This window comes from Paenibacillus sp. FSL M8-0142, from assembly GCF_038597315.1.
Lineage (GTDB): Bacteria > Bacillota > Bacilli > Paenibacillales > Paenibacillaceae > Paenibacillus_AQ > Paenibacillus_AQ lactis.
The window spans coordinates 4,135,444-4,161,770 of record NZ_CP152008.1 but is presented as its reverse complement, the minus strand read 5'-3'; the positions used below and the strand labels follow the sequence as shown (position 1 = coordinate 4,161,770).

Here is a 26,327-nt window from a genome sequence, read left to right as displayed (position 1 = left end):
TTGAACTTCGCCTATGCGAGTTTAAATAAATGGGGTTTGAATTGAGGAGGTTATTTGACATGTCGGAAGAAACAAGAAATCAAGAGTCTGCTGAAATGCAAAGCCAGGAGCAGCTCGACCAAATCGTATCCTTGAAAAAAGGGGACACCGTGAAAGGGACGATCGTCAAATTGGAGGACAACCAGGCTTATGTAAGCATTGGATATAAATACGACGGCGTAATTCCTGTTCGCGAACTGTCTTCTGTACAGCTGGACAACGCATCCGATGCGGTTCAGGTTGGCCAAGAGGTTGAGTGCAAGGTTGTCAGCATTAACGACGACAAGGAAAGCCTTGTTCTGTCCAAGCGCGCAATCGACGCCGAGAACGCTTGGGATGAACTGGAGAAGCATTTCGAAGCACAAGACGTGTTCGAAGTGACTGTTGCAGACGTCGTTAAGGGCGGTCTTGTAGCAGACGTTGGCGCACGCGGCTTTATCCCTGCTTCCATGGTAGAGCGTCACTTTGTAGAGGATTTCAGCGACTACAAAGGCCGCACGCTTCGCGTAAAAGTGAAGGAGCTTGACCGTGAGAACAACAAGGTGATCCTTTCCCAGAAGGACGTTCTGGAAGAGGAATTCGAAGCCAACAAGCAAAAGGTGATGGCCGAGCTTAAAGAAGGTCAAGTGCTCGAGGGCACGGTGCAGCGTCTGACCCAATTCGGCGCATTCGTTGACGTAGGCGGCGTTGACGGACTGGTTCACGTATCCGAAATCGCATGGAACCACGTGGATAAGCCTTCCGACGTATTGTCCGAAGGAGATCAGGTTCGCGTGAAGGTGCTTAAGGTTGACCCTGAAAAAGGAAAAATCAGCCTCAGCATCAAGGCTGCCGGCCCAGGACCTTGGGAAACTGCAGGCGAGCAATTCCACACCGGCGACATCGTTACAGGCGTCGTTAAGCGTCTTGTAAGCTTTGGCGCATTCGTTGAATTGGCTCCTGGCGTAGAAGGCCTGGTTCATATTTCTCAAATCTCGCACAAGCACATCGGCACTCCGCAAGAGGTGCTGAAAGAAGGACAGGAAGTTCAAGTGAAAGTTCTTGACATCAATCCTTCCGAGCAGCGCGTAAGCTTGAGCATTAAAGAAACAGAGGAAGCGCCGGCACAAGCTCCTAGAGCAGAAAAACCGTCCAAAGGTCCTAAAATCGATCTGAAAGACAACCCGAACGTTTCTTTGAACAATCAGGGTATGAGCGTAACGCTTGGAGAGCGCTTTGGCGATAAGCTGAGCAAGTTCAAGTAAGCCCGAAAATTGTCATGTACGGTCTATTGACCTGTCATAACGAGTCGGCGAACCCACATTTCTGGGTTCGCCGTTTGTTTTTGTTAGGGACGAAAGCAAGCGGATGTTGTAACATGGGGAAGAGCATAATAGAAATGATATGAAAGGTTAGCCAATTGAAACGATTTTTGCTATGATGATAATCGTAAGAATTGACAGGAGGAGTGAATATGGCAAGACCCGTAGTGGCCATTGTCGGAAGGCCAAATGTTGGCAAATCAACGATTTTTAACAGGCTGATCGGCGATAGACTGGCCATTGTTGAAGATAAACCGGGCATAACCCGAGACCGGATATACGGAAGCGCCGAATGGAACGGCAAAGCGTTCAGCGTGATCGATACCGGAGGAATTGAGATCGACGGAGACGACATGATCTTGAAGTCGATCCGGATGCAGGCTGAGCTGGCAATCGAAGAAGCAGACGTCATTATTTTCATGTGCGATGCGAAGACCGGTGTGACGCAATCTGACGAGGAAGTGGCACAGATTCTGTTCCGGTCGGGCAAACCGGTCATTCTCGCGGTTAATAAAGTGGATAATTTGAAGCGCGCTGAAGATATTTATGAATTCTATTCCCTTGGCTTCGGCGATCCGGTAGGCATATCCGGAAGCCACGGCACCGGGATCGGAGATCTGCTGGATGTGGTCGTTGAGAACCTGCCGGATCTGGCGGACGACGACTATGATGAGGACGTGATCCGTGTCGCGCTGATCGGACGTCCGAACGTTGGGAAATCGTCGCTTGTCAACGCCATCCTAGGCGAAGAGCGGGTCATCGTCAGCGATATTGCCGGCACTACCCGCGATGCGATCGATACCCCATTCGAGAAGGACGGTCAGCGTTATGTGTTGATCGACACGGCCGGCATGCGAAAACGCGGCAAGGTGTACGAGACGACGGAGAAATACAGCGTCATGCGCGCCATGCGCGCCATTGAGCGGGCGGACGTTGTTCTGGTTCTGATTAACGGCGAAGAGGGCATTATCGAGCAGGACAAGCATATCGCCGGCTATGCGTACGAGGCCGGAAAAGCTTCCCTGTTCGTTGTCAACAAATGGGATGTCGTCGAGAAGGATGACAAGACGATGCAGCAGTTCGAGCGCAAGATCCGGGACCATTTCCTGTTCATGACCTATGCGCCGATCGTATTCCTGTCGGCCAAGACCAAACAGCGGCTGCATAAGCTGCTGCCGGTAGTCAAGCATGTGGCAGAGCAGCACTCGCTGCGCGTCCAGACGCATCTGCTGAATGACGTTATCTCCGATGCGATTGCGATCAACCCGCCTCCTACAGACAAAGGCAGAAGATTGCGCATTAACTATTCAACACAGGTAGCGGTCAAACCGCCGACGATGGTTGTATTCGTTAATGACCCGGAATTGATGCACTTCTCTTATGAACGATATCTGGAGAACAAGATCCGGGCCGCATTTGATTTTGAAGGTACACCCATCAGGATATTTACACGAAGAAAGTCTGATGAGAGTTAGGGGAGAATAGCTTGGTTCTGGAGATCGTAGCGATACTTGTATGTTATTTATTGGGTTCGGTGAGCTTTAGCGTGCTGTTTGCCAAGTTTCTCAAGGGAATCGACATACGGCAGCACGGCAGCGGCAACGCAGGGGCGACCAATACCCTTCGTGTCCTTGGAAAGGGACCTGCAATCCTGGTGCTTGCACTCGACGTTCTCAAAGGCATTGCAGCCGTATGGATTGGCCGGTGGCTGGGCGGAGACAATGAATGGCTGCCGGGTCTTTGCGGCATTGCAGCCATAATTGGCCATAATTGGCCGCTTTATTTCCGCTTTCGCGGGGGCAAAGGCATCGCGACGGCGATCGGCGTGCTTGCAACGCTCTGCTTCCTGCCTGCGCTCTATGCAGGCATCATCGCCATTTCGTCGATTGTATTTACCCGGTACGTTTCATTGGGGTCTCTTATTTTCGTTGTGCTTACACCGATATTTTTGCTGATTGCCGGGTATCCTTGGCCGGTATTTTGGACAAGTCTCATAATATGCATATTCGCCTTCTGGCGACACCGCAGCAACATTGTGAAGATCGTACAGGGCCGCGAGAACAAGCTCGGCTCCGGCGGTAAAGGCAAGGATAAAGGAGGAAAGCGCGTTGTCTGACAAAGTGGCCGTTCTCGTTGCTGGAAGCTGGGGAACAGCGCTGGCAAGCGTTCTCGCTTCCAACAACCGGGAAGTGTGGGTTTGGACCAGAACGGAGGAGCAGGCTCGGGAGATTAACGAATCACACACCAACAATCGGTATCTGCCGGGGATAACACTCCCCTCCAATATACAAGCGACTACCGATATGAAAGCAGCCGTTCAATCGGCAGCTGCCGTCGTGATCGTCGCTCCATCCTCAGCCATGCGTGAGGTTGCCGGGCAGCTTAAGGAGCACTGGAATGACGAGATGCTTGTCATCCATGCAACGAAGGGCTTCGAGCTCGATTCGTTAAAGCGGATGTCAACGGTAATTGCCGAAGAACTCGGCTGTGAGGAAGGACGGATCGTCGTGTTATCGGGGCCGAGCCACGCGGAAGAGGTGGTAAGACGGTGTCCGACGACCGTAGTCGTGGCTTCCGCGGATGCGAACGCGGCCGAAGCCGCTCAAGATTTATTCATGAATACCTATTTCAGGGTGTACACGAACCGGGATATGCTGGGCGTTGAGCTGGCAGGTGCCTTAAAGAACATTATCGCGCTCGGAGCGGGCATGTCCGATGGGCTCGGCTTTGGCGATAATGCGAAAGCGGCGCTGATTACGAGAGGCATTGCCGAGATGCTGCGCGTCGGCATGGAGATGGGGGCGAACCCGTTAACCTTTGCCGGCCTCGCGGGAATCGGCGATCTCGTCGTCACCGCGACGAGCCGACACAGCCGAAACTGGCGTGCAGGCTCCATGCTGGGACAGGGCAAGAGCCTGGATGAGGTGTTAAGCTCCATGGGGATGGTTGTGGAAGGCGTTCGGACGACCAAGGCAGCCTATACCATCTCTCAAAAGTACGGCGTCCAGATGCCGATTGCGGACCAGTTATATCACGTGCTGTTCGAAAACCGCGACCCTCGAAGCGCTGTGGAAGGGCTGATGGGACGCGGGCCGAAGACCGAGATGGAAATGATGCCGCTCGAAACTTGGGAGCAATGGCATACCTAGCTTATTCACCAATCCGAGGACTTCCTCATATATTAAGTTGAGGATGCCCGGAGGAGGGGTGGAAATGAGCAAAAGCTTTCACAAGGATGTTTTGAACGCGATTAACAAAAAAAGCGGCAAAAAAATTTCTGCAGGGGCTGTCAATAAGCTGGCTAGTACGGTAAAACCGTCTACCATGCAAAATGAAGCCCAGCTCCGTCAGCTGATCAAGCAGGTATCGTCCATGGCGAATATACCTGTCAGTGAAGATACGGTTCAGGAAATTATTGCAGCTGTTAAGAAGAGCGGGATGAATCCGAGCAATATGGAAGCCTTGATGAAAATGATGATGAACAAATAGGTTCGCATAAGCGTGTTTGGCGCCGAAGCCGCGCCCGTTCTCGGGTGGCGGCTTTTGCTTTTTGGGCAGCGCTTGGATGAGCGGATGCGGTTTTCATGGTATAATAGGTTGAATATTACATGAGAGAATGGAGAGTTTCGTGACATGGATCCGATGCAAAAGATGTGGCTGTCCCTTGTCGCATTGTTGATTATGGCTCTGTCCGTCATCGTCGTTACGCTTGCGCGAAGCAAGACCAAGGGGTTTATACGCGGTGGTTTGTCGTTCGTGGCCTTTATGATGATGATCGTGGGCTTCATCATTGGACTGGCTTCAATTATTTAACAACAGGAAAGGATCGCGTCAAGATGGTAAAAGGGGTGCCGAATGAAGCTGAGTGATCTGCCAGGGCTTGAGAGCCTGCTGTACGAGACTGTCTGCAAGCTGAACCTTACGGATCAGCCGTGGGTGCTTGGAGGAAGCTGCAGCTTGCTTCTTCAAGGCGTACAGCTGGACAAGCCGCCGAGAGATATCGATATTTATACGGATGCGGAAAGCGTCCATGAGCTGCATGCCTCGCTTGCCGATTGGGCGGAAGACGCGCCTCACCTGGATCAAGAAGGTATGTATGCCTCCATATTGAGCCACTATGGTCGGTACGGCGTATCTATCGAGCTGGTGGGTGGCTTTACCGTCATGACGGGGGGATCCGAATATCGTGTGGAAATCGGTCCGCTGCTGCATCATGCGGCGCCGGAGCATCGGATTCAGGGCACGGTTGTCCGTTTAATGCCGCTGTCGCATGAATTGGTATTCAATGTGCTGCGAGCCAGGCCGGACCGGTATGAAGCGACTGCCGCTGCCATCCTGCTGAACCCGAATGAGCATCTTCCGCTGCTCTCGAAGATCTTAACCCGGAACAGGCTCAACATGCAGCATCGTTCGACCTTGAGCGGTCTGCTTGACCATTTGATTTGAGTGCCGATGGTGCTCTGCACGGTCCCATACATACAAGGCAGGAGAGGAGTGCACTAGCCATTGGATTACGAGGTGCTGTTTCAGCCGGATGGCAAGAAGGCCAAGGTTCGTCCATTGACGAACGTGCTGGACGCCTCCCGCCGGGCCGGCGTGCGCATCCCGACCCGCTGCGGCGGCAAAGCCGGCTGTTTGATGTGCAAGGTGATCATCCCGGAGGGAGAGCGCGAGTCGTGCCTGCCCCCTGAGGACAAGGAGCGGAGGAAGCTGGGCTCCGCCCTGCTGGAGCAGGGCTACCGGCTGTCCTGCCAGACGAAGATCACTGGAGACTTACAGGTAAGCATTCCCGAGGATCCGCTGAAGGCGGCTATCCGCAAACAGCTGGAGGCCGCACGAAACCGGGATGCGGATGACTTTATTTAAGCGAAGGATGATGTTGATTTGAATAGGATCAATCGGATGATTCCTACTGCAGAAAGTGCAAAGCCCCTTTTTGCAGCCCTGGTCCTGGTGTTGTTCTCATTGCTGATGACCGGATGCTTGTATCCTGACGAGGGAGCGGGCGAGAATAAAGTTTCTTATAGAGAGAGTGTTAAGCGGATTCAATCCGCGGTTGATGATTACTTTAAGGAGCAAGGGGTGCTGCCTATCATTACGGCAGGGCCAGAGGTGCCGCGTTATGAGAAGTACCGGGTAGACCTTGAACTGCTGAAGAACCGCGGATATATCGATCAAATCCCGGCGACCGCCTTTGAAAAAGGAGGAACCGGCTATTTTCTGATCATTAATGAAGAAAGTGATCCGACCGTCAAGGTGATGGATTTGACAACCGTTCAAGCGGTCAACGATGTACAGCGTGCCGTCAATTTGTACAAAATGGGCAATGACGGAGCCCTGCCGGCCGGTGAGACGCTGTATCCCGGCTATAAGGCGGTGGACCTGTCAAAGACCGATGCCAAATCGTTGAAGCTGATGAGCGTATTCTCCGGCCAGGAGATGACCTTCATCATGGATGAGGCAGGCAAGGTGTATGCCGATTATGCCTTCGATATTATGCAGGCCGTCCAGAAGGATGGCTCTGAGCCCAAAGAAGGCGAGGACTTAAGGATTTTCCTGGAGAAGGAATCCTATTTCGTTCCGGTGAAATCCGTGCCGTATGCCTGGATGAATCAACAGCCGGTTGCGCAGCCGGCAACCTGAATAATTCGATAGAGCATTCCCTTCGTAGGTTAAACTACTGGGGAATGCTCTTTTTCTATCGATCAAAAAGTTTATCCATATTGCCAATCTAGTGGAATATCTATCAAGATCGCGACATACACATAATCTGAAAGAGTCGTGCGGGCATGATGCCGGTTGCCCATAGCATGATCGAGTTAAGAGAAGTATCTATCAAAGCAAAAAAAATGGACGGAGACATCGTGGGCAACCGTCATATTTTTAGACCCGGTACATAAGATGTTACTAGTCCAAATGCATGTACGAGTTACGCCGCTTTGCCGTTTCCATCCATAAACCCATGGAATCTACGGCGGCGGACTGCTGGCGACAAAGGTGAAAGCTGCTCATCTGTTGCAATGGCTTTGGCTATGAGTGGAACACGAAGCGGATGCTCTTAAAGCATTTTTCCTTCGGAGTAATTTGAGGAGGGGATCTCTTTTGGAAAAAGTGGACATTTTTAAGGACATTGCCGAACGGACCGGAGGGGACATTTATTTAGGTGTCGTCGGGGCCGTCCGTACGGGAAAATCAACCTTCATCAAGCGTTTTATGGAGACGGTTGTACTCCCGAACATTACGAACGAGGCGGATCGAGTAAGAGCTGTCGATGAGCTGCCTCAAAGCGCTGCAGGAAAAACGATCATGACCACCGAACCGAAATTTGTACCGAACAATGCGGTGCAGATCAAAGTAACGGAAGGATTAGAGGTCAACGTAAGACTGGTGGACTGCGTCGGGTATGCCGTGGAAGGGGCCAAAGGCTATGAGGATGAGAACGGTCCGCGAATGATTTCCACGCCATGGTTTGAGGAGCCGATTCCGTTCCAGGAGGCGGCTGAAATCGGAACCCGCAAGGTCATCCAAGAGCATTCCACGCTCGGCGTTGTCGTCACGACCGACGGAAGCATCGCGGAAATCCCGCGCAGCTCCTATGTCGAGGCGGAAGAGCGGGTCATTGAGGAGCTCAAGGAAGTTGGCAAGCCGTTCGTTGTCGTCATCAACTCCACCCGCCCTCGAAGCGAGGAGGCGCTGCAGCTCCGCAACGAGCTGGCCGAGAAATATGATATTCCGGTCATGACGCTCAGCGCGGCCACGATGACCGAGGATGATGTCACTGGGGTTCTCCGTGAAGTATTGTATGAATTCCCGGTTCATGAAGTGAATGTCAACCTGCCGAGCTGGGTCATGGTGCTGAACGAGAACCATTGGCTGCGCAGCAACTATGAGAACTCGGTAAGGGATACGGTGAAGGATATCCGCCGTCTGCGCGATGTCGACCGGGTCGTAAGCCAGTTCATGGAATATGACTTTATCGACCGGGCCGGACTTAGCGGCATGAATATGGGGCAGGGTGTGGCCGAGATTGACCTCTTCGCGCCGGACGAATTGTACGACCGCATTTTGATGGAGGTCGTCGGGGTAGAAATCCGCGGCAAAGACCACCTGCTGCAGCTGATGCAGGAATTCTCCCATGCGAAGCGCGAGTATGACCGATTCGCAGAGGCGCTTGAGATGGTCAAGACGACCGGATACGGCATTGCCGCACCTTCCCTTGCCGAAATGGCGCTGGATGAGCCTGAGCTGATCCGCCAAGGCACCCGCTTCGGGGTCAGACTGAAAGCGACCGCGCCGTCCATTCATATGATCCGCGTCGATGTCGAATCGGAGTTCTCGCCGATTATCGGCACCGAGAAGCAGAGCGAGGAGCTTGTCCGCTATCTGATGCAGGACTTCGAGAACGATCCGATCAAAATTTGGGAATCCGATATTTTCGGCCGGTCCCTCCATTCCATCGTCCGGGAAGGCATCCAGGGCAAAATCGCGATGATGCCGGACAATGCCAGATACAAGCTTCAGGAAACGCTGGGGCGGATTATTAACGAGGGCTCCGGCGGTCTGATCGCAATCATTCTGTAAGTGAGCGCCAATATGGTGGTGAAAACGCAGTCGCTAACGGGCCAAAAGTCCCGATTAGCGGCTGTTTTTCGTGTTTTCTCCGGTCCGCTAAAGCAAAACGCTTGAAATTATGAGATGGCTGTATTACTATAAATTTGTTCCGCGTCATGCATTCGAAACGCGAAATAGGGGAAAATACCCGATTGCACGTATAATTTGCGGTAAAACGGAAACAGTGTATAGCAAGTGGAGCACATTCCTAGTTAGGGAGGTGAAAGAATGAATAAATCGGATCTGATTACTCAAGTAGCTGAATCTGCTGAGCTTTCCAAGAAAGATGCGACTAAAGCGGTTGATGCCGTTTTCGATGCAATTTCCGAAGCACTGCAAAACGGGGATAAAGTCCAATTGGTTGGTTTCGGCAACTTCGAGGTTCGCGAGCGTTCCGCACGGAAAGGCCGCAACCCGCAAACAGGTGAAGAAATCGAAATCCCTGCGAGCAAAATTCCTGCATTTAAACCTGGTAAAGCGCTCAAAGACGGAATCAAATAAAGATTTCTACATATTACCTAAGAGCACAGGTCGTGAATTCGTTCACGGCCTTTTCTTTTAGATTTACGGCGAGGAGGTCTGGGGAATGGAGAACGTTCAAAACGGCGATTATTTCGTTGTCAAGGCGCTGGATCACGGCGTACAGGTGATCGGCCTTACGCGCGGGCAGGACACACGGTTTCATCATACCGAGAAGCTGGACAAAGGCGAAGTCATCATCGCCCAATTTACGGATCATACATCGGCGGTGAAAATCCGCGGCAAAGCTGAAATCATCACGAAGCACGGCAAGATCGAATCCGGCAGCTGATTTTTAGGGCAGATTATTCGAGAACGCTATGACCGATGAGGGCTTAAGGCAAGATCATCGAACATTCATCTATTGTTTTCTTTTGCAGCAGGCATAGCCTGCTTTTTTTCTTTATACAATGAGGTATGGACTTAAGAGGAGCGGAAGAAACTAAGGCTAGGGGGTATTCGACATGAGGCAATGGCAAATTGTACGGGCTGTGCTTGTACCGGCCGCGATCGCATTCATGATGCTCGTCATCCTGCTGGAGTTAAAGTCGCATGCGCGCCAAAAAATCGAGACGGTCACCGCTGCGGTCCCTTATCACAGCCGTGAGCTGACGGATGCCGGCTTGGTCGACTCGCTGATGAATCTTCCGCTTCATCTTAAAATAAGCCGGGCGGATTATGATGACGGCTCACTGACGATGGATATCAAGCTGAGTGATCCCGGGGAGGACGTCGGCGACGTGTATGAGGATATCGCCGGCATTATGTCCTTCGCGTTCGAAGGAACGGATAATGTGAGGCAGCTGTACTTGAGAGTGATCGCGATCGATCGCTGGGGCGGGAAGCGGTATCTGCTTCTTGCTTCGAATATGAACAGAGAATCCTGGGAGCCGCGCTACGCAGAAGCGCTGAGCCAGCTTCGAAACGGCGATGTGCCGCCATCCTTGGCAGCCTCGCTCAATTTAACTTTTACGAATCTTTGGCAGAAGCAGTTCAGCAGTCCGTGAAACGGTTAAAATAGTAAGTGACAGGCATGTACGTGCCCGGAACATGTGTTATAATAGATTGGATTGTTGGCTCAATAGACCATAGAACATCAAGTGCACGGAGGCTGAGGATGAAACCGTATCGCGTACCAGAACTGGCAGAGAAATATATAAATTATGATATGATCCAGAATCACACGGAACTACCGGACTTTCCGGACGCCCGTGTTCATTTGCTATACATATTTTTGAAGGACTCGGGAAGAAATATTGCCGGACTCGAAGAATTATACGCGCTGGTCGCCTCGCTGGTTCAGATGGGTCTTGATACGCATGAGAGCATCGACGTTGCCGAGGGCAACCAAGGGGAGGCCATGATGCGCTCCCGTCAATTAAAGGTGCTCGCCGGGGACTACTTCAGCAGCCGGTTTTACCAGCTTCTTGCACAGAAGGGCGAAATTGCGGTCATCTCGCTTTTGAGCCGGGCGGTAAGCAGTGTTAATGTGATGAAAATGAACCTGTATGGCAAAATGAAAGATACGCTGGTGCCTTCTGAAGAATATTTACGGCAAACGGTACAGCTGAATATGCAGCTGTTTCTTTCTTTTACCCCCCTGCTAGAAAAATCGGTTCACGAGACATGGAGGACGCTGCTGAAGGAATTCACGCAGTGCGAAACCCTGGTTCAAGAGATGAAGCGCTGCGTCTCTCCGGATTCGGGAAGATGGAGCTACAGTTATTGGCACTTGATCGAAACGGCAAGCGAAGAGGAACGCAGGCTGCTGGTCGGGAAGAAGGCGGACCCGAAGGATTGGAAGAAGCTGATTCTGAAGTACAAGGCTGCCGAGCGGCTCCTGGACAAGCTGCGGGAGACGGTGGCCAACCTGCAGCAGCTGCTTGCGGGACGGTCTGGGGATTGCCCGTACAGTTGCTTGCTGGAGCCGTTCCTGCACCGGCTTGGCACCGTTTCGTCTGTTGTAAGGGGAGGATAGGTGATGTCAGTGGATAAACAAACGATGACGCCGGATTCCCGGCGTAACGGCAGCACGCCGAAAGAGGAGCATGTCCATTCCGTATTTGAGAGCATTGCCGGCAAATACGATATGATGAATGACATTCTCAGCTTTAGAAGACACAAGGCCTGGCGCAGGTTCACGATGAAGAAGATGAATATGCGCCAGGGCGATACCGCAATTGACTTGTGCTGCGGAACTTGCGACTGGACGATTAGCATGGCCCAGGCAAGTGAAACTGGACACATAGTCGGGCTGGATTTCAGCGAGGGGATGCTGAAGGTCGGCCGGGAGAAGGTTGCCAGGAACGGTCTTGAGAGGCAGATTAGGCTTGTGCAAGGCAATGCGATGGAACTGCCGTTCGAGGACAATCAATTCGATTATGCGACGATCGGTTTCGGACTGCGGAACGTTCCGGATTATATGCAGGTTCTTCGCGAAATGCAGCGTGTGGTGAAGCCGGGCGGGATGGTTGTATGTCTGGAACTGTCCAAGCCGACCTGGCAGCCGTTCAAAGGACTTTATTATTTCTATTTTCAACAACTGCTGCCACGCATGGGACAACTGGTGGCGAAGCGCTATGAGCAGTATAAATGGCTGCCCGACTCGCTGAAGCTGTTTCCCGGCAGAGAGGAGTTAGCCGAAGCTTTCCGTCAGACCGGACTTAAGGAGGTCCAGGCCTATCCCTTGACTGGTGGCATCGCAGCCTTACACATTGGGATCAAGGAGAATCGGAATGTTTAAGAAAATTGGGACTTATCTGGAAATGATCAAAGTGGAGCATACCTTGTTTGCTCTGCCTTTCGCATTTATGGGGGCGATTCTGGGGTCGGCCGTGGTGTTCGATCACCTGCCTTCCTGGGGAGACATCGGATGGATTTTTCTGGCCATGTTCGGAGCGCGCAGCGCCGCGTTCGGACTCAACCGGCTAACCGATCAATATATTGACGCCAAAAACCCGCGGACAGCAGGACGGGCCATCCCGGCTGGACTGCTTAAACCGTTTGAAGTCATCATTTTTATTATTTTATCGTTCGCCGTCTTTTTCTGGGCGACCTATGAGCTGGACCCGTTTGCTTTCCGGCTGCTGCCGATCGCTATCTTTTTGCTTATTATTTATTCCTTTACGAAGCGCTTTACCTGGCTGTGCCATGTCGTGCTTGGCTTGACCACCGCGCTTGCGCCGCTGGGAGGCTGGGTCGCCGTTACAGGTCAGGTGGATTGGAAGGCGCTGCTCTTTTATGTCGCGCTGGCGTTCTGGACGGCCGGATTCGATGTGATCTATGCATGCCAGGACCAGGAGTTCGATGAGAAGGAAGGCTTGTATTCGATCCCTTCCCGTTTCGGCTTGCATCACGCGTTATGGTTCGCCCGCGGCTTTCATGCCGTTACTGCCTTGGGCTTTATCGTTCTATTTTTCATCACACCGCTCAGCTGGTGGTATCTCATCGGGATGATTATCGCTCTTGGCATTCTGTTCTATCAGCATTACATTCTGTCGCCGAACGATATGAGCCGCCTGCAGACCGCCTTCTTTACGATGAACAGCACGCTGAGCATCGTCCTGTTCGTCTTTACTCTGATTGATTTGGTGGTGCGTTACCTGTGATGGAGGCCGTGCGGAGAAAAAGCTGGGTTGTCGGAATAACGGGCGCAAGCGGAAGCATATACGGCGTGCGTCTCACGGAAAGCCTGCTGTCGCTTGGATATGACGTTCACCTCGTCATTACGAATGCCGGATGGCGTGTGCTGAAGGAGGAGATGGGCTTCGAAGCGGCGAGCCGGGAGGCTGCCGTTCTCGAGCGTTTCGGAGGGTACGAGGGACAGATCGTTTATCATCCGATCGCTGATATCGGGGCCACCATTGCCAGCGGCTCCTATCTGGTCGAGGGCATGATCATTATGCCATGCTCCATGGGCACATTATCTTCCGTGGCCCACGGCGCTTCCGATAATTTGATGGGACGGGCCGCCGACGTCATGATGAAGGAAGGGCGCCCGCTCGTGCTCGTTCCGAGGGAAACGCCGCTGCATGCGATCCACCTGGAGAACATGCTGACGCTGGCCCGGCTCGGGGTGAAGATCATTCCGGCGATGCCGGCATTTTACTTCGGGCCGCAAACGCTCGATGATATCGTGAATTTTATGGTGGGCAAAGTACTGGACAGCTTGAGAATCGAACATCATTTGTATAAAAGATGGGGTGACTAATATGCCGGGGGAAGACAACAAAACCATCATCGGCAAGATCAGTTATACCAACGCTTGGCCCGTGTTTCATTACGTGGATCCTGCAGCGCTCGGCACGCCGGCGGATATGGTCGCGGCCGTTCCGGCCGAGCTCAACCGGAGAATGCACGAGGGCAGCATCCAGATCGGCGCATTATCCTCATTCGCCTATGCGGAGGTAGCGGATCGCTTGCTGCTTCTGCCGGATTTATCCGTGAGCGCGGACGGGGCGGTTAACTCGATCTTCTTGTTTACGAAGGTGCCGCTTCAGCAGCTGAAGGAAGCTAAAGTCGCGCTTACGAACACGTCGGCAACGTCGATCAACTTATTGAAAATATTATTGGAGAAATCGCTCGGCGGTACTTACTCCTACATCACCTGCGAGCCGGATCTGACCGAAATGATGGCCCAAGCGGATGCGGCCCTTCTGATCGGCGATCATGCGATCCGGGCTTCATGGAGCAATACGGAATATTACAGAACGGATCTTGGCCAGTGGTGGAAGGATTGGACGGGATGCAGCATGACGTTTGCCGTCTGGGCGGTCAACCGGGACGCCGTGGAGCGCAACCCGGAGGGCATGGCGGAAATCGCCGATATGTTCCTTGAGAGCAAGCGACGGAGCTTGAGCGATTTGACCCCGATCGTTGAGGAGGCTGTCAGCCGGATCGGGGGAAGCGCGGCATACTGGAAGCATTACTTTACGAACCTGTGCTACGATTTTGATGAACGACAACAGGAAGGACTTCGCTTATATTTCAAATTCGCTTATGAGCTCGGCCTGCTGGATCATGTCGTCGTGCCGGAGCTGTGGAATGAGAAACGAAGCGTGCGGGTGAAGAAATGAAACGATTTGATATATTCGGAACTCTTAAAAAAGATATGGATGTCATCGAAAAAGAGCTTTACCGCAGTGTCGAAGGCGACAGTCCCGAACTGACGGAGACCTCGCTGCATCTGCTCCGGGCGGGCGGCAAGCGGCTTCGTCCCGTATTTGTTCTGATGGGCGGCAAGTTCGGCAGCTATGACATTGAGAAGCTGAAGCATGTCGCCGTGCCCCTGGAGCTGATTCACAGCGCTTCTCTGGTGCATGACGATGTGATCGACGATGCCAGCACGCGCCGTGGAAAGCCGACGGTGAAGGCGAAATGGGACAATCGGATCGCTATGTACACCGGTGATTACATATATGGCAAAGCGTTGGATTTGACCACCCGGCTAAAGCAGCCGGAAATTCATCAGATTCTGGCGAAAGCGATGGTGGAGATGTCTATCGGCGAGATGGAGCAAATCCGTGATTTCTTTAACGTCTCGCAGGATGTCAGAAGGTATCTGCTGCGTATCCGGCGCAAAACCTCTCTTCTGATCGCGATCAGCTGCCAGCTTGGAGCGCTGGCTGCCGATGCGGACCGGAGAATCGCTGCCAGTCTGTACCGTTTTGGATACAACGTCGGGATGGCTTTTCAGATCCAGGACGACCTGCTGGACCTGTGCGGCAGCGAGAAGCAGATCGGCAAGCCGCCGGGAAGCGACATGCGCCAAGGGAATATTACGCTCCCGGTCATCTATGCCCTCGAGGATCCCGAGCGCAGGGAGCCGCTGCTGAAGGAGCTGGACCGCATTCATGCGATGAACGGCCAGTGCGATGTCTCCGAGGCCGTTAAGCTTGTGACGTCGAGCAGCGGAATCGTCAGATCGGAAGCGCTGGCGGACCGGTATATTACCAAGGCGCTTGACGCCTTGTCGGACCTCCCGGACATCAAGACGAGAAAACAGCTGAAGGATATCGCACATTTTATAACCAAGCGGTCATATTAGTCATATCGACACGAGAAGCTTTCTGTTAAAATAAGGGTACACATGTAACATCACATGAGCATGATAAGATTGTTCAATATCCTGGCAGGAGAGGAAAGTGATGAGGGCTATGGAACGTACTTTTTTAATGATTAAGCCGGATGGTGTCCAGCGGGGACTGATCGGCCGCATTGTCGGCCGTTTGGAGGATAAAGGCTTCAAAATGGTCGCGGGCAAGTTTCTGCAGATATCGGACGAGCAGGCGAAGCGCCATTATGCCGAGCATGAAGGTAAGGATTTTTACGATAACCTCGTCGGCTTTATTACGTCGGGACCGGTATTCGCGATGGTATGGGAAGGCGATGACATTATTGCCCTGTCCCGTCAGGTCATCGGCAAAACGAATGTGAAGGAAGCGCAGCCGGGAACGATCCGCGGCGACTTCGCCTCCCACACGCCGCATAATCTGATCCACGGATCGGATTCGCCTGAAAGCGCTAAGCGCGAGATCGCCAACTTTTTCGATGAGTCGGAGCTCGTTCAATATGAGAAAACGCTTGCTCCTTGGCTGTAGCCGATAAGCGGAAGTTAAGCAAATTATAATAATTTACAGTAACAGGATGATAAGATGACGGAACATGGATTATTGCCGGAGGACCAGGATTATGTCGGCTTTGTTCGCAGCATCGAGCGGAGCACGGGAATTAATCTGGCGGATTACAAAGAAGCGCAGATGAAACGGCGGCTGACGACACTGCGTAACAAGAAGGGCTACTCGACCTTTGCGGCATTTTATGAAGCGATGATGAAGGACAAGCCGCTATTTCATGAATTTCTGGACCGGATGACGATCAACGTGTCAGAGTTTTGGCGGAACCCGAACCGGTGGGAAATTTTGAAAGAGAAGATCCTGCCTTCGATTACCGAGCAGAACCCGGGTACGCTTAAGCTGTGGAGCGCTGCCTGCTCCACGGGCGAGGAGCCGTATACCCTGGCGATGATCTTGGCGGAGAAGAAGCTGCTGAACCGGGCGCGCATTATGGCAACCGATATCGATGAGGGAGCGCTGCAAAAGGCGAAGGAAGGAATGTATCTTGAGCGTTCGTTAAAGGACGTGCCGCCGCAGGTGGCCTCACGGTATTTCACGGAAGAAGGCGCCTTGTACCGGTTCAGCGACAGCTTGAAGAAGGAGATCGTTTTTCAGAAGCAGAACCTGTTGACGGACCGGTTCGATACCGGCTTCGATCTGATCGTGTGCCGAAATGTCATGATTTATTTTACTGAGGATGCCAAGCATAAGCTGTATATGAAGTTTGCTGCAAGTTTGAAGCCCGGCGGATTTCTGTTTGTGGGCAGCACCGAGCAAATCTTCAATCCGGGCCAATACGGCTTGGAGAGCAACGAAACGTTTTTTTACCGGAAGCTCTAGCTCACTGTGTGCGAAGCGGCAGCCGGAGCGAACAGCCGGCATAAGGATCGATAACATCCAATCATGGCCCGCATCGCTATTGCGAGCAGGCTGACCGTATAGGCGAAGCGCTTTTCCATCCGGGGATGAGAGGCGCTTTTGCTGTATAGAGGGATTCTTGTCAAAGCGTATTAGCTATACTATAATGATCAGAAGATATTTACGGATTTTAGCGTTTTAACGCTTAAAAGTTTAAAGGGGGAAAAGCATCATGAGTTTACGTTTTCTAACGGCGGGAGAAACGCACGGGCCTCAGCTGACTACGATTATCGAAGGGCTTCCGAGCAATATGAAGATCGATTTCGATGCGCTGAATTTTCAGCTGCACCGGCGCCAGAAGGGGTACGGCCGCGGACGCCGCATGCAGATCGAGAAGGATACGGCCCAGATTCTCGGAGGGGTGCGCCACGGATATACGACCGGCGCGCCGGTTGCGCTTGTCGTGGAGAACAAGGACTGGACGCACTGGAGAAACATCATGAACGTGGAGCCGATCGAAGGCAATGACGAAGCGAAGCGGCGTGTGCACCGCCCAAGACCCGGCCATGCGGATCTGAACGGCGGATTGAAATATAATCTGAAGGATTTGCGCAACGTGCTGGAGCGCTCCAGCGCGCGGGAGACGACCGTACGGGTAGCCGTCGGCGCCATCGCCAGACAGTTTCTGGAGCAGTTCGGCGTGAAGGTTGCGGGACAGGTCATCCGAATCGGCGAGATTGAGGCGCCTCCGCACAATCTCCCCATTGACGAGCTGATCGAGCGCACGGAGGCCTCCTCGGTCCGTGTCGTCGACGCTGAGACGGAGAAGAAGATGGAAGCCTACATCGACCAGATCAAGCAGGAGGGCGATTCCATCGGCGGCGTTGTCGAGTGCATTATCGAGGGATTGCCGGTCGGTCTTGGCAGTCATGTGCAGTATGACCGCAAGCTTGACGGCCGCATCGCCCAGGGCGTGATGTCGATTAATGCCTTTAAGGGCGTCGAGGTCGGCATCGGATTCGAAGCCGGAGAGCTTCGCGGTTCCCAAGTGCATGATGAGATCATGTACAGCGAGGAGCGCGGCTACTACCGCGCAACCAACCGCTTGGGCGGCTTCGAAGGCGGGATGACCAACGGCATGCCGATCGTTGTCCGCGGCGTCATGAAGCCGATCCCGACGCTGTACAAGCCGCTTCAAAGCGTGGATATCGATACGAAGGAGCCTTTTACCGCCCAGGTGGAACGCTCGGATGCATGCGCGGTTCCTGCGGCTAGCGTCGTCATGGAGCATGTGGTGACTTGGGAGGTAGCAAAAGCGTTCCTGGAGAAATTCGGCGGCGATTCGATGGAGGAGATCCATGCGAATTACCAAAACTACCTGAAGCAGCTGGAGAGCTACTAAGATGAGGACGCTGCGAGTTGAATTGGGAGAGCGCTCATACCCCATTTACATCGGCTCCGGGATTTTGGATTCGATCGGTGAACTGAGCAGAAAGCACGGCATTAGCGTCAAGAGCCCCCAGCTGATCGTGACGGATGACAAGGTGGCGCCTCATTACTTGGCCCAGGTAGAACAAGCGCTGGTGTCGGAAGGCTATTCGGTTGTTACGCATACCGTACCGTCCGGGGAATCCTCCAAATCGCTGCAAGTGTATGAAGAGGTCATGACGACCGCGATCCGCGGCAAGCTGGACCGCAGCTCGGCGGTGTTTGCCCTCGGCGGAGGCGTCGTCGGCGATCTAGCCGGCTTCGTTGCGGCTACGTATATGCGCGGAGTCACGTTCGTGCAGATCCCGACGACCATTCTCGCCCATGACAGCAGCGTGGGCGGCAAGGTTGCGGTCAACCACCCGCTTGCCAAAAACATGATCGGTGCCTTCCACCAGCCGGCGATGGTGCTCTACGACGTGGATACGCTGAAGTCACTCCCGCCGCGCGAGGTCTCGTCCGGGCTCGCCGAAATGGTGAAGCACGGACTCATTTTGGACCGTGATTTCGCGTATTGGTGCAGGGCGCATGCCGAGGAGCTGCTCGCCCTTGTACCGGAAACATTGATCTACGGCTTGGAGCGTGGCTGTGCCATTAAAGCCGATGTCGTCTCCAAGGACGAGCGGGAAGGCGGCCTTCGCGCCATTCTGAATTTGGGCCACACGATCGGCCATGCGATTGAAGCAGTCGGCGGTTACGGGCGTTTCCTTCACGGGGAGGCGATTGCGATCGGAATGGCCGGCTCGGCTAAGCTGGCCGGCATGCTGGGAAGAGACCAGAGCCTGTATGCCGAGACGGTCGGCATGCTGCAGGCATTGAATCTCCCGGTGACGCTTCCTGCCGATATCAAGGTCGAGGACATTATGGACGCGATGCAGCACGACAAGAAATTCGCCGAAGGCCGGATGGTGTTTATCGTCCCCGAGGCCATCGGGTCAGTCAGCATCGTCAAGGATGTACCGGTCGATGCTGTTCGAACGGTCGTTGAACAGCTGAAGGGAGAGGTTAATACATGATGAATCGGGGAATCCGGGGAGCCACGACGGTGACCCGCAATGAAGAGCAGGAGATTTTGCAGGAGACGCTCCGCCTGTTGGAAGAGATCGTTAGGCGCAACGACCTTCAGCCGGAATATATAAGCAACATCTGGATTACGATGACGCAGGATTTGGACGCGGCGTTCCCTGCTCGCGCCATCCGCCAGCTGGAGGGCTGGGACCTCGTGCCTTTGATGTGCTCCGTCGAAATACCGGTGAAGGGCAGTCTTCCGCGCTGTATCCGCTTCATGGTGCAGGTCAATACCGACAAGAGCCAGAGCGAGATCAAGCATGTGTATTTGAACGAAGCGAAGCGGCTTCGCCCGGATTTGTCCGGCGCGGGCGCCGACAAGCAAAATTAAGGGTTGCAGATTACCGCCATCATCCTGTATAGTGGTATCAGAATATAGCTGAGTAGAGTTTAGGTTTCACAGATGAGTTGAGTTGAGAAGAGCAGAGTTAAGCATCCTAGGCAATTTCATATCGGGATTAGGAATCCGTGGTTCATTGATGATGATTGGGCTATTCTACCTTGTGCGGAAGGGATGCCGGCAGATGCCGTATTCTATGACGCGTCAGGTATACGAACAGCACGGCATTGGATTTGGTGAAGCCTTTGGGGATTTCTGTACCGTGCTCTTAATAAACAATTCTCATATGCAGACGAACCAAACCTCTACTTCGGTAGAGGTTTTTTTTGTATTTGATAATCATGAAGGAGGGTTTGGCATGGCACATCCATCGATGGAGCAAGTGGTGGCAATGGCAGGCGAATATAATCTGATTCCGGTAGCGATCCGGCTGTTGGCCGACATGGAGACGCCGATTCGCTTATTTCAGCGGTATGCGGAGCGGAAGCGGGCATTTTTACTTGAAAGCGTAGAGGGCGGCGTGCAATGGGCGCGCTATTCGTTCATCGGAACAGATCCCTTCTTGATGATTCGGGGCAAAAAAGGCGGCATCGAAATCGAAATGAACGGCGAGCGTTCCGTGCTGAAGGGAAAGCCGGTAGAGGAGCTCAAGGCGCTTCTGCGAAAGTACCGCAGCCCGCAGCTTAAGGATATGCCTCCCTTTACAGGCGGGGCGATCGGATTCTTCGGGTATGATCTGCTGCAGTATTACGAGAAGCTGCCGGCCCATGCGCTGGACGATTTGGGCATGGATGATATAAGGTTTATGTTCTGTGACCAGGTGATCGTGTTCGACCACGTGAAGCAGCAGATCATGCTCATCGGCAACGTGCACACCAAGCCTGGGGATACGGACGAGGACATCCGTCAGAAGTATGACCATGTGCGGCGCAAGCTCGAGGCGGCAGCGGAGCAGCTGCAGGAGGACGGGCCGAAGGAGAATGTAAATTCCAGAAGCATCCCGGCAGATATCGAGCTGGGAGACATTCAATCGAACATGACCAAAGAGAAATACATGGACAATGTAGAGAAGGCGAAGGAGTATATTCGGGCGGGCGATATTTTTCAGGTCGTGCTGTCCCAGCGGTTTCATATTGAGACGGACGTAACGCCGCTTCACGTCTATCGCGTGCTTCGCACGCTGAATCCTTCGCCGTATATGTATTACCTCAAATTGGACGACGACATTATCGTGGGAACCTCCCCTGAAGCGCTGGTCAAGGTTGACGGCCGGCGCGTAGAGACGAGACCGATTGCAGGAACCCGGCCAAGAGGCATCGACGAAGCCGAGGATCAGCTGCTGGCTGAGGAGCTGCTGCAGGACGAGAAGGAGCGGGCGGAGCATCTGATGCTGGTGGATCTGGGACGAAACGACCTCGGGCGCGTGTCGGAGTTCGGCTCGGTGAAATGCGACACCTTTATGGAGATTGAAAAATACTCGCATGTCATGCACATGGTATCCGGGGTTTCCGGACGCCTCAGCGAAAATAAGGACTTCTTCGATGCGTTCCTTTCCTGCCTACCGGCCGGAACCGTGTCAGGCGCGCCGAAGCTGAGAGCGATGGAGATCATTGCGGAGCTCGAGCGGGAAGCCAGGGGCGTTTATGCCGGAGCGATCGGATATCTCGGTTTTGGCGGCAACATGGATTCCTGCATTACGATCCGGACGATTATATTCCGCGGGGGAAAAGCATATGTTCAGGCCGGCGCCGGCATCGTATGGGATTCCGTACCCGAGAAGGAGTATGAGGAGACGGTCAATAAAGCCAAAGGCATGCTGAAAGCGATCCGGGTAGCGGAAGCGATGTTCCCTGCTAACAGCGGCGCTGAGGATTTCATTAATCAGGATTATCTGTATCAATACACACCTTAACTCAGAGGAGGAGAATGAGATGAACGTTATGGAACCGATGCAATCCAGCATTTCCAAGCTGATTGAAGGCCAAGACCTGAGCCGTGAAGAAGCGCGCGGGGTGATGCAGTCCATTATGGACGGGCAGGCCACTCCTTCTCAGATCGGAGGACTGCTGACCGCCCTGCGGATCAAAGGGGAGACTGTCGATGAAATCACCGGCTTTGCCGAAGCGATGAGAGGCGCCGGCGGGCGAGTCGTCACGGAGCGCAACCGGCTGCTGGATACCTGCGGAACCGGGGGGTCGGGCATTCATAAATTCAATATTTCAACGGTATCGGCCATCATATCCTCCTCGGTATCGGTCCGGGTGGCGAAGCACGGCAACCGCTCCGCCTCCGGGCGCGCCGGGAGCGCGGACGTGCTGGAAGCGCTGGGGGTGAACATTCACCTGACGCCGGAGCAGGCCAAGGCTTGCCTTGACGATATCGGCATCTGCTTCCTGTTCGCCCAGATCTACCATCCGTCGATGAAGCATGCGGCAGCGCCGCGGAAGGAGCTCGGGGTCCGGACGGTGTTCAATATGCTGGGGCCGCTGACGAATCCGGCCGGGGCGGACCGGCAGATGCTCGGGATATATGACATGAGCAAGACGGAAACGATCGCCCATGTACTGAAGGAGCTCGGATTGAAGAGAGCGATGGTTGTCACAAGCCATGACGGTTTGGATGAAATCAGCGTTTCGGCTCCGACCCGAGTATCCGAGCTTCGGGGCGGCGAAGTGCGGACCTACGATATACATCCTGCCGACCTTGGTTTGCAGGTCCATCCGATGGACGCGATTCTCGGCGGTGATGCCAAAGAAAATGCCGCGATTATCGGCTCGGTGCTCCGTGGAGAGAAAAGCGCGTACCGGGATATCGTCCTGGCGAATGCGGGAGCCTGCATCTACGTATCCGGGCTCGCCGACAGTCTGAAGGAAGGTGTGCAGCAGGCTGCGCACGCTATTGATTCAGGGCTTGCCCAGGCAAAACTGGAGCAGCTTATTATACGGACGGGGGAATTAAGCTATGTATCTTGATCGAATCGTAGCCACTAAGAAGCAAGAGGTCGCGAAGCTGCGCGAAACATTTTCCGCTGCGGAAGCGGAAAGCCGGATTCAGGAGCTGCCGCCGACTCGCGGATTTGCTAGGGCGCTTGCGGAAGGACGCAAACGCAGCATGGGCTTGATCGCCGAAGTGAAAAAGGCTTCGCCGTCCAAGGGGTTGATCCGGCCCGATTTTGATCCGGTCATGATCGCGAAGGCCTACGAGGCCGCCGATGCCGATTGCCTTTCCGTCCTGACGGATCGGGAGTACTTTCAGGGGAGCGGAGAATATTTAAAGGCCGTTCGCGAGGCCGTCCGTTTGCCTCTGCTTCGCAAGGATTTCATTATCGACGAGACGCAAATTTATGAAGCGCGCTTGCTTGGCGCCGATGCGATCCTGCTCATTGCTGCAATTCTTACGCAGGAACGAATGGCGGAATTTACGGACCTGGCCGCTTCCCTAGGACTTGACTGCTTGATTGAGGTCCATGACCGCGAGGAGCTCCAGACGGTCCTTAAGCTGAATCCGTCTTTGATCGGCATTAACAATCGGAACTTGCGTACATTCGAAACCTCGCTGGAAACGACGGCCGATCTGGCAGGCGAGGTGCCTAAAGACGTGACGCTTATTAGCGAGAGCGGCATATCGCGGCCTGCGGATATCTCGTATTTGCATTATGTAGGCGCACATGGCGTGCTGGTCGGAGAACATTTCATGAGACAGCCGGATGTATTCCGTGCCGTTAATGATTTGATGGGACCGCTGCCGGTGGCCGCTGACTCGGAGTAAAGGGGAGCAGCTGGATGAAAGATACGGCCGTAAAAATATGTGGACTTCAAAGCGTTGAAGTGCTAAAATCTATGATAAACTTACCTGTGGATTATATCGGATTTGTATTTGCCAAGAGCCGGCGGAAGGTGACGCCTCAGCAAGCCGGGGAGCTGATCGGCATATTAAAGGAGTGGAGCCCGGGACAGGCACCCGCCGCCGTCGGCGTGTTGGTTAATCCTGATTGGAGCGAGCTTGAGGAGCTGCTTTCGCATGCCCCGCTCGATATCGTACAGCTGCACGGTCAGGAAACGCCGCAATTTTGCCGGGAAGTGAAGGAGCGCTTCCCGGTTTCCGTTTTTAAAGTGGTATCGATCGGCGGGGAGAAGAGCGATGAAGCACGAATGGCTGCGCTGGATTCGTATGCAGGCTGCATTGACGGACTGCTCGTCGATACCTTCGATCCGGAATATGGCGGGGGATCGGGCAAGACATTCGCCTGGGACCTCATTCCGCCATACCAAGACTGGGCCAAGCAGCATGGAATTCCGCTCTTCGTGGCCGGAGGGCTCGATGCGGATAATGTATCGCAATTAATCAGCCGGTACGCTCCCGATGGCGTGGATGTATCCAGCGGCGTCGAGAGCGAGCCGGGCGTGAAGGACATACAGAAAGTGAAAGCATTCGTGGAAAGGGTGAAGGGCATATGAGAACAGAGCTTCCTGACGTTAATGGACGTTTCGGGGTGTTCGGCGGACGGTTTGTACCGGAAACGCTGATGAACGCCTTGATCGAGCTGGAGCAGGAGTATAACCGCTACGCGGAAGATGCTGAATTCAAGGAGGAGATCGCCTATCTGCTGAAGCAGTATTCCGGCAGGGAGACTCCGCTGTATTACGCCGAGCGGTTCAGCCGTCATCTCGGCAAGGCCAAAATTTATTTGAAGCGGGAGGACCTGAACCATACGGGCGCCCATAAGATTAATAATGCCATTGCCCAAGGCGTGCTCGCCAAACGGATGGGCAAGACCAAGGTAATCGCAGAGACCGGCGCCGGCCAGCATGGAGTGGCTACGGCCACCGTTGCCGCGCTGCTTGGACTGGAATGCAAAGTATTTATGGGCGAAGAAGACACGAAGCGGCAGCAGCTTAACGTATTCCGGATGAAAATGCTTGGGGCCGAGGTTATACCGGTCACGTCCGGAAGCCGCACGCTGAAGGATGCCGGCAACGAAGCGCTCCGATACTGGGTCAGCAACGTGGAGGACACGTTCTACGTGCTCGGTTCGGCTGTGGGGCCGCATCCGTACCCGATGATGGTACGCAACTTTCAGCGAATCATCGGAGACGAGACGCGCAGGCAGATTCTGGAGAGCGAAGGTCGTCTGCCAAGCATGATTTTGGCACCGGTCGGCGGCGGCAGCAATGCGATCGGTATGTTCTATCCGTTTCTGGAGGATAGCGAGGTCCGGCTGGTCGGCGTCGAGGCGGCCGGCAAAGGCGTTGAGACCGAGTTCCATGCCGCCACGATGACCAAGGGAACCCAGGGCGTATTCCAAGGCTCGATGAGCTATTTGCTGCAGGATGAGTACGGCCAGGTTCAGGAGGCGCACTCGATCTCGGCCGGCCTGGATTATCCAGGTGTCGGCCCAGAGCACTCGTATTTGAAAGATATTGAACGGGTTCAATATGAGCCCATCACCGATGCGGAGGCGCTGGAAGCACTACAGCTGCTGTGCCGGACCGAGGGGATCATTCCGGCACTGGAGTCCGCGCATGCGCTGGCTCAAGCCGTGAAGATGGCCCCGCAATGGACCGAGGGGGATCTGATCGTCATCAATTTGTCGGGTCGCGGGGACAAGGACGTAGAATCCATTATGGCATACACGGGAGGGAAGACGATATGAACCGGATCGATCAGACGTTTGAAACTTTGAAATTGCACAACAAAACGGCGCTCATCCCATATCTGACCGTTGGCGATCCCGACCCGGAAACGACCCTGGACATCATCGCCGAGCTTGAAAGCGCCGGCGCCGACATCATTGAGCTGGGCGTGCCGTATTCGGATCCGCTGGCGGACGGACCGGTGATCCAGCGGGCTTCCGAGCGGGCGCTCAAGAACAAAGTCACGATCCGCACCTGCATGGACATCGCGCTAAAGGCTCGGGAACGCGGCAGCCAATTGCCTTTCATCCTGTTCACTTATTATAACCCGGTGCTGCAGATGGGCCTGGACACCTTCTTCGAGGAGGTGCTGAAGCACGATATCAGCGGCCTGATCATCCCGGATCTGCCCGTGGAGGAATCGGCGGAGATCCGTAAGCGTTCAGCGGCGGCAGGGGTTCACCTCATTCCGTTAGTGGCACCAACCTCCCATGAACGGATCGCTACCATTCTTTCGGAGGCGACCGGCTTCGTATATTGCGTGTCCTCGCTCGGCGTAACGGGTGAACGTACGGATTTCTATTCCGGCGTTGAGGCATTCCTTGAGACGGTGAAGGAATACAGCCGTGTGCCGATCGCGATCGGCTTCGGTATTTCTACGGGGGAGCAGGTGGCCAGATTCTCCAAGATCTGTGACGGCGTCGTTGTCGGCAGCGCGATCGTGCGTACGATCGAATCGAATATTCCGCTGCTGGAGCGTGAGGAGACCCGCAGCCAAGGGCTTTCGCAAATCGGACAATTTGTGGCACAATTAAAAGGTGCGAAGCTTGCCCTAGACCGTTAGGGTGATTACAGA

The 26,327-nt window shown here is 53.9% G+C and carries 30 protein-coding genes; all 30 read left to right on the top strand.

From position 1 onward, the window contains the following. Window positions 1-59: 59 nt before the first annotated feature. The 30 genes from rpsA (at window position 60) to trpA (ending at window position 26,315) form a co-directional block, all read left to right on the top strand. Window positions 60-1,283: a 30S ribosomal protein S1 gene (gene rpsA / locus NSQ46_RS19195; RefSeq protein WP_007129805.1), complete on the top strand. Its 1,224-nt coding sequence runs from the start codon at window positions 60-62 to the stop codon at window positions 1,281-1,283. 209 nt (window positions 1,284-1,492) lie between these two features. After that, the gene (gene der, locus NSQ46_RS19190) at window positions 1,493-2,815 is read left to right on the top strand and encodes a ribosome biogenesis GTPase Der (RefSeq protein ID WP_007129806.1); all 1,323 of its coding nucleotides are present in this window, start codon (window positions 1,493-1,495) and stop codon (window positions 2,813-2,815) included. An 11-nt stretch (window positions 2,816-2,826) separates the two neighbouring features. Further along, window positions 2,827-3,456, top strand: a complete 630-nt coding sequence (gene plsY, locus NSQ46_RS19185; RefSeq protein ID WP_007129807.1) for a glycerol-3-phosphate 1-O-acyltransferase PlsY — start codon at window positions 2,827-2,829, stop codon at window positions 3,454-3,456. Next, complete coding sequence (locus NSQ46_RS19180) at window positions 3,449-4,489, top strand: NAD(P)H-dependent glycerol-3-phosphate dehydrogenase (RefSeq protein WP_007129808.1); 1,041 nt, start codon at window positions 3,449-3,451, stop codon at window positions 4,487-4,489. The genes plsY and NSQ46_RS19180 overlap by 8 nt, the downstream gene beginning before the upstream one ends. Window positions 4,490-4,553: 64 nt before the next feature. Next, entirely contained in the window at window positions 4,554-4,829 is a 276-nt protein-coding gene (locus NSQ46_RS19175) for a stage VI sporulation protein F (protein WP_007129809.1), read from the top strand. 144 nt (window positions 4,830-4,973) lie between these two features. Beyond that, window positions 4,974-5,153 carry a DUF2768 family protein gene (locus NSQ46_RS19170; RefSeq protein ID WP_007129810.1) on the top strand — a complete coding sequence of 60 codons (180 nt, stop codon included), beginning with the start codon at window positions 4,974-4,976 and terminating at the stop codon, window positions 5,151-5,153. A 42-nt stretch (window positions 5,154-5,195) separates the two neighbouring features. Then, the gene (locus NSQ46_RS19165; protein ID WP_342574402.1) at window positions 5,196-5,786 is read left to right on the top strand and encodes a hypothetical protein; all 591 of its coding nucleotides are present in this window, start codon (window positions 5,196-5,198) and stop codon (window positions 5,784-5,786) included. Between the two features lie 60 nt (window positions 5,787-5,846). Beyond that, a complete protein-coding gene (locus NSQ46_RS19160; RefSeq protein WP_007129812.1) occupies window positions 5,847-6,206 on the top strand; it encodes a 2Fe-2S iron-sulfur cluster-binding protein in 360 nt (119 codons plus the stop codon). Window positions 6,207-6,224: 18 nt separating this feature from the next. Next, window positions 6,225-6,983: a hypothetical protein gene (locus NSQ46_RS19155; protein ID WP_312889585.1), complete on the top strand. Its 759-nt coding sequence runs from the start codon at window positions 6,225-6,227 to the stop codon at window positions 6,981-6,983. A gap of 459 nt (window positions 6,984-7,442) precedes the next feature. Further along, window positions 7,443-8,921: a stage IV sporulation protein A gene (gene spoIVA / locus NSQ46_RS19150; RefSeq protein ID WP_007129814.1), complete on the top strand. Its 1,479-nt coding sequence runs from the start codon at window positions 7,443-7,445 to the stop codon at window positions 8,919-8,921. Between the two features lie 258 nt (window positions 8,922-9,179). Continuing rightward, window positions 9,180-9,452: an HU family DNA-binding protein gene (locus NSQ46_RS19145; RefSeq protein ID WP_007129815.1), complete on the top strand. Its 273-nt coding sequence runs from the start codon at window positions 9,180-9,182 to the stop codon at window positions 9,450-9,452. Between the two features lie 85 nt (window positions 9,453-9,537). Further along, window positions 9,538-9,762 (top strand): trp RNA-binding attenuation protein MtrB, encoded by a 225-nt coding sequence (gene mtrB / locus NSQ46_RS19140; RefSeq protein WP_007129816.1) that lies wholly within the window; start codon window positions 9,538-9,540, stop codon window positions 9,760-9,762. A gap of 172 nt (window positions 9,763-9,934) precedes the next feature. Then, on the top strand, window positions 9,935-10,477 hold the full coding sequence (locus NSQ46_RS19135; protein WP_007129817.1) for a hypothetical protein: 543 nt from the start codon (window positions 9,935-9,937) through the stop codon (window positions 10,475-10,477). A gap of 110 nt (window positions 10,478-10,587) precedes the next feature. After that, complete coding sequence (locus NSQ46_RS19130) at window positions 10,588-11,448, top strand: heptaprenyl diphosphate synthase component 1 (protein WP_007129818.1); 861 nt, start codon at window positions 10,588-10,590, stop codon at window positions 11,446-11,448. Between the two features lie 3 nt (window positions 11,449-11,451). Continuing rightward, window positions 11,452-12,213, top strand: coding sequence for a demethylmenaquinone methyltransferase (locus NSQ46_RS19125; protein WP_007129819.1), 762 nt, complete (start codon window positions 11,452-11,454; stop codon window positions 12,211-12,213). Then, entirely contained in the window at window positions 12,206-13,078 is an 873-nt protein-coding gene (locus NSQ46_RS19120; RefSeq protein ID WP_007129820.1) for a UbiA-like polyprenyltransferase, read from the top strand. The genes NSQ46_RS19125 and NSQ46_RS19120 overlap by 8 nt, the downstream gene beginning before the upstream one ends. Further along, the gene (locus NSQ46_RS19115; protein WP_007129821.1) at window positions 13,078-13,680 is read left to right on the top strand and encodes a flavin prenyltransferase UbiX; all 603 of its coding nucleotides are present in this window, start codon (window positions 13,078-13,080) and stop codon (window positions 13,678-13,680) included. Before NSQ46_RS19120 ends, NSQ46_RS19115 begins: the two co-directional genes overlap by 1 nt. A gap of 1 nt (window position 13,681) precedes the next feature. After that, window positions 13,682-14,545, top strand: coding sequence for a menaquinone biosynthesis protein (locus NSQ46_RS19110; RefSeq protein WP_007129822.1), 864 nt, complete (start codon window positions 13,682-13,684; stop codon window positions 14,543-14,545). Further along, window positions 14,542-15,516, top strand: a complete 975-nt coding sequence (locus NSQ46_RS19105) for a polyprenyl synthetase family protein (RefSeq protein WP_342574394.1) — start codon at window positions 14,542-14,544, stop codon at window positions 15,514-15,516. The genes NSQ46_RS19110 and NSQ46_RS19105 overlap by 4 nt, the downstream gene beginning before the upstream one ends. A 109-nt stretch (window positions 15,517-15,625) precedes the next feature. Continuing rightward, window positions 15,626-16,069, top strand: coding sequence for a nucleoside-diphosphate kinase (gene ndk, locus NSQ46_RS19100; RefSeq protein WP_028403634.1), 444 nt, complete (start codon window positions 15,626-15,628; stop codon window positions 16,067-16,069). Window positions 16,070-16,123: 54 nt separating this feature from the next. Continuing rightward, complete coding sequence (locus NSQ46_RS19095) at window positions 16,124-16,924, top strand: protein-glutamate O-methyltransferase CheR (protein ID WP_342574393.1); 801 nt, start codon at window positions 16,124-16,126, stop codon at window positions 16,922-16,924. 250 nt (window positions 16,925-17,174) lie between these two features. Then, complete coding sequence (gene aroC, locus NSQ46_RS19090) at window positions 17,175-18,344, top strand: chorismate synthase (RefSeq protein WP_077565432.1); 1,170 nt, start codon at window positions 17,175-17,177, stop codon at window positions 18,342-18,344. A gap of 1 nt (window position 18,345) precedes the next feature. Continuing rightward, on the top strand, window positions 18,346-19,446 hold the full coding sequence (gene aroB / locus NSQ46_RS19085) for a 3-dehydroquinate synthase (protein WP_342574391.1): 1,101 nt from the start codon (window positions 18,346-18,348) through the stop codon (window positions 19,444-19,446). After that, entirely contained in the window at window positions 19,443-19,829 is a 387-nt protein-coding gene (gene aroH, locus NSQ46_RS19080) for a chorismate mutase (protein ID WP_007129828.1), read from the top strand. Before aroB ends, aroH begins: the two co-directional genes overlap by 4 nt. Before the next feature lie 367 nt (window positions 19,830-20,196). After that, entirely contained in the window at window positions 20,197-21,750 is a 1,554-nt protein-coding gene (trpE, locus tag NSQ46_RS19075) for an anthranilate synthase component I (protein ID WP_251536859.1), read from the top strand. Between the two features lie 19 nt (window positions 21,751-21,769). Continuing rightward, window positions 21,770-22,810: an anthranilate phosphoribosyltransferase gene (gene trpD / locus NSQ46_RS19070; RefSeq protein ID WP_028403632.1), complete on the top strand. Its 1,041-nt coding sequence runs from the start codon at window positions 21,770-21,772 to the stop codon at window positions 22,808-22,810. Next, window positions 22,800-23,606: an indole-3-glycerol phosphate synthase TrpC gene (gene trpC, locus NSQ46_RS19065; protein WP_342574387.1), complete on the top strand. Its 807-nt coding sequence runs from the start codon at window positions 22,800-22,802 to the stop codon at window positions 23,604-23,606. The genes trpD and trpC overlap by 11 nt, the downstream gene beginning before the upstream one ends. A gap of 14 nt (window positions 23,607-23,620) precedes the next feature. Continuing rightward, a complete protein-coding gene (locus NSQ46_RS19060; protein ID WP_341033829.1) occupies window positions 23,621-24,295 on the top strand; it encodes a phosphoribosylanthranilate isomerase in 675 nt (224 codons plus the stop codon). After that, window positions 24,292-25,491, top strand: a complete 1,200-nt coding sequence (gene trpB / locus NSQ46_RS19055; protein ID WP_342574384.1) for a tryptophan synthase subunit beta — start codon at window positions 24,292-24,294, stop codon at window positions 25,489-25,491. The genes NSQ46_RS19060 and trpB overlap by 4 nt, the downstream gene beginning before the upstream one ends. After that, a complete protein-coding gene (gene trpA, locus NSQ46_RS19050; protein ID WP_342574383.1) occupies window positions 25,488-26,315 on the top strand; it encodes a tryptophan synthase subunit alpha in 828 nt (275 codons plus the stop codon). Before trpB ends, trpA begins: the two co-directional genes overlap by 4 nt. The last annotated feature ends 12 nt before the right edge of the window (window positions 26,316-26,327 follow it).

Bases quoted from the DNA above. Each gene is read 5' to 3' on its own strand.
- rpsA (WP_007129805.1), top strand. From the start codon at position 60: ATGTCGGAAGAAACAAGAAATCAAGAGTCTGCTGAAATGCAAAGCCAG.
- der (WP_007129806.1), top strand. From the start codon at position 1,493: ATGGCAAGACCCGTAGTGGCCATTGTCGGAAGGCCAAATGTTGGCAAA.
- NSQ46_RS19175 (WP_007129809.1), top strand. From the start codon at position 4,554: ATGAGCAAAAGCTTTCACAAGGATGTTTTGAACGCGATTAACAAAAAA.
- NSQ46_RS19170 (WP_007129810.1), top strand. From the start codon at position 4,974: ATGGATCCGATGCAAAAGATGTGGCTGTCCCTTGTCGCATTGTTGATT.
- NSQ46_RS19165 (WP_342574402.1), top strand. From the start codon at position 5,196: ATGAAGCTGAGTGATCTGCCAGGGCTTGAGAGCCTGCTGTACGAGACT.
- NSQ46_RS19145 (WP_007129815.1), top strand. From the start codon at position 9,180: ATGAATAAATCGGATCTGATTACTCAAGTAGCTGAATCTGCTGAGCTT.
- mtrB (WP_007129816.1), top strand. From the start codon at position 9,538: ATGGAGAACGTTCAAAACGGCGATTATTTCGTTGTCAAGGCGCTGGAT.
- NSQ46_RS19135 (WP_007129817.1), top strand. From the start codon at position 9,935: ATGAGGCAATGGCAAATTGTACGGGCTGTGCTTGTACCGGCCGCGATC.
- NSQ46_RS19130 (WP_007129818.1), top strand. From the start codon at position 10,588: ATGAAACCGTATCGCGTACCAGAACTGGCAGAGAAATATATAAATTAT.
- NSQ46_RS19125 (WP_007129819.1), top strand. From the start codon at position 11,452: ATGTCAGTGGATAAACAAACGATGACGCCGGATTCCCGGCGTAACGGC.
- NSQ46_RS19120 (WP_007129820.1), top strand. From the start codon at position 12,206: ATGTTTAAGAAAATTGGGACTTATCTGGAAATGATCAAAGTGGAGCAT.
- NSQ46_RS19115 (WP_007129821.1), top strand. From the start codon at position 13,078: ATGGAGGCCGTGCGGAGAAAAAGCTGGGTTGTCGGAATAACGGGCGCA.
- NSQ46_RS19110 (WP_007129822.1), top strand. From the start codon at position 13,682: ATGCCGGGGGAAGACAACAAAACCATCATCGGCAAGATCAGTTATACC.
- NSQ46_RS19105 (WP_342574394.1), top strand. From the start codon at position 14,542: ATGAAACGATTTGATATATTCGGAACTCTTAAAAAAGATATGGATGTC.
- ndk (WP_028403634.1), top strand. From the start codon at position 15,626: ATGGAACGTACTTTTTTAATGATTAAGCCGGATGGTGTCCAGCGGGGA.
- NSQ46_RS19095 (WP_342574393.1), top strand. From the start codon at position 16,124: ATGACGGAACATGGATTATTGCCGGAGGACCAGGATTATGTCGGCTTT.
- aroC (WP_077565432.1), top strand. From the start codon at position 17,175: ATGAGTTTACGTTTTCTAACGGCGGGAGAAACGCACGGGCCTCAGCTG.
- aroB (WP_342574391.1), top strand. From the start codon at position 18,346: ATGAGGACGCTGCGAGTTGAATTGGGAGAGCGCTCATACCCCATTTAC.
- aroH (WP_007129828.1), top strand. From the start codon at position 19,443: ATGATGAATCGGGGAATCCGGGGAGCCACGACGGTGACCCGCAATGAA.
- trpE (WP_251536859.1), top strand. From the start codon at position 20,197: ATGGCACATCCATCGATGGAGCAAGTGGTGGCAATGGCAGGCGAATAT.
- trpD (WP_028403632.1), top strand. From the start codon at position 21,770: ATGAACGTTATGGAACCGATGCAATCCAGCATTTCCAAGCTGATTGAA.
- trpC (WP_342574387.1), top strand. From the start codon at position 22,800: ATGTATCTTGATCGAATCGTAGCCACTAAGAAGCAAGAGGTCGCGAAG.
- NSQ46_RS19060 (WP_341033829.1), top strand. From the start codon at position 23,621: ATGAAAGATACGGCCGTAAAAATATGTGGACTTCAAAGCGTTGAAGTG.
- trpB (WP_342574384.1), top strand. From the start codon at position 24,292: ATGAGAACAGAGCTTCCTGACGTTAATGGACGTTTCGGGGTGTTCGGC.
- trpA (WP_342574383.1), top strand. From the start codon at position 25,488: ATGAACCGGATCGATCAGACGTTTGAAACTTTGAAATTGCACAACAAA.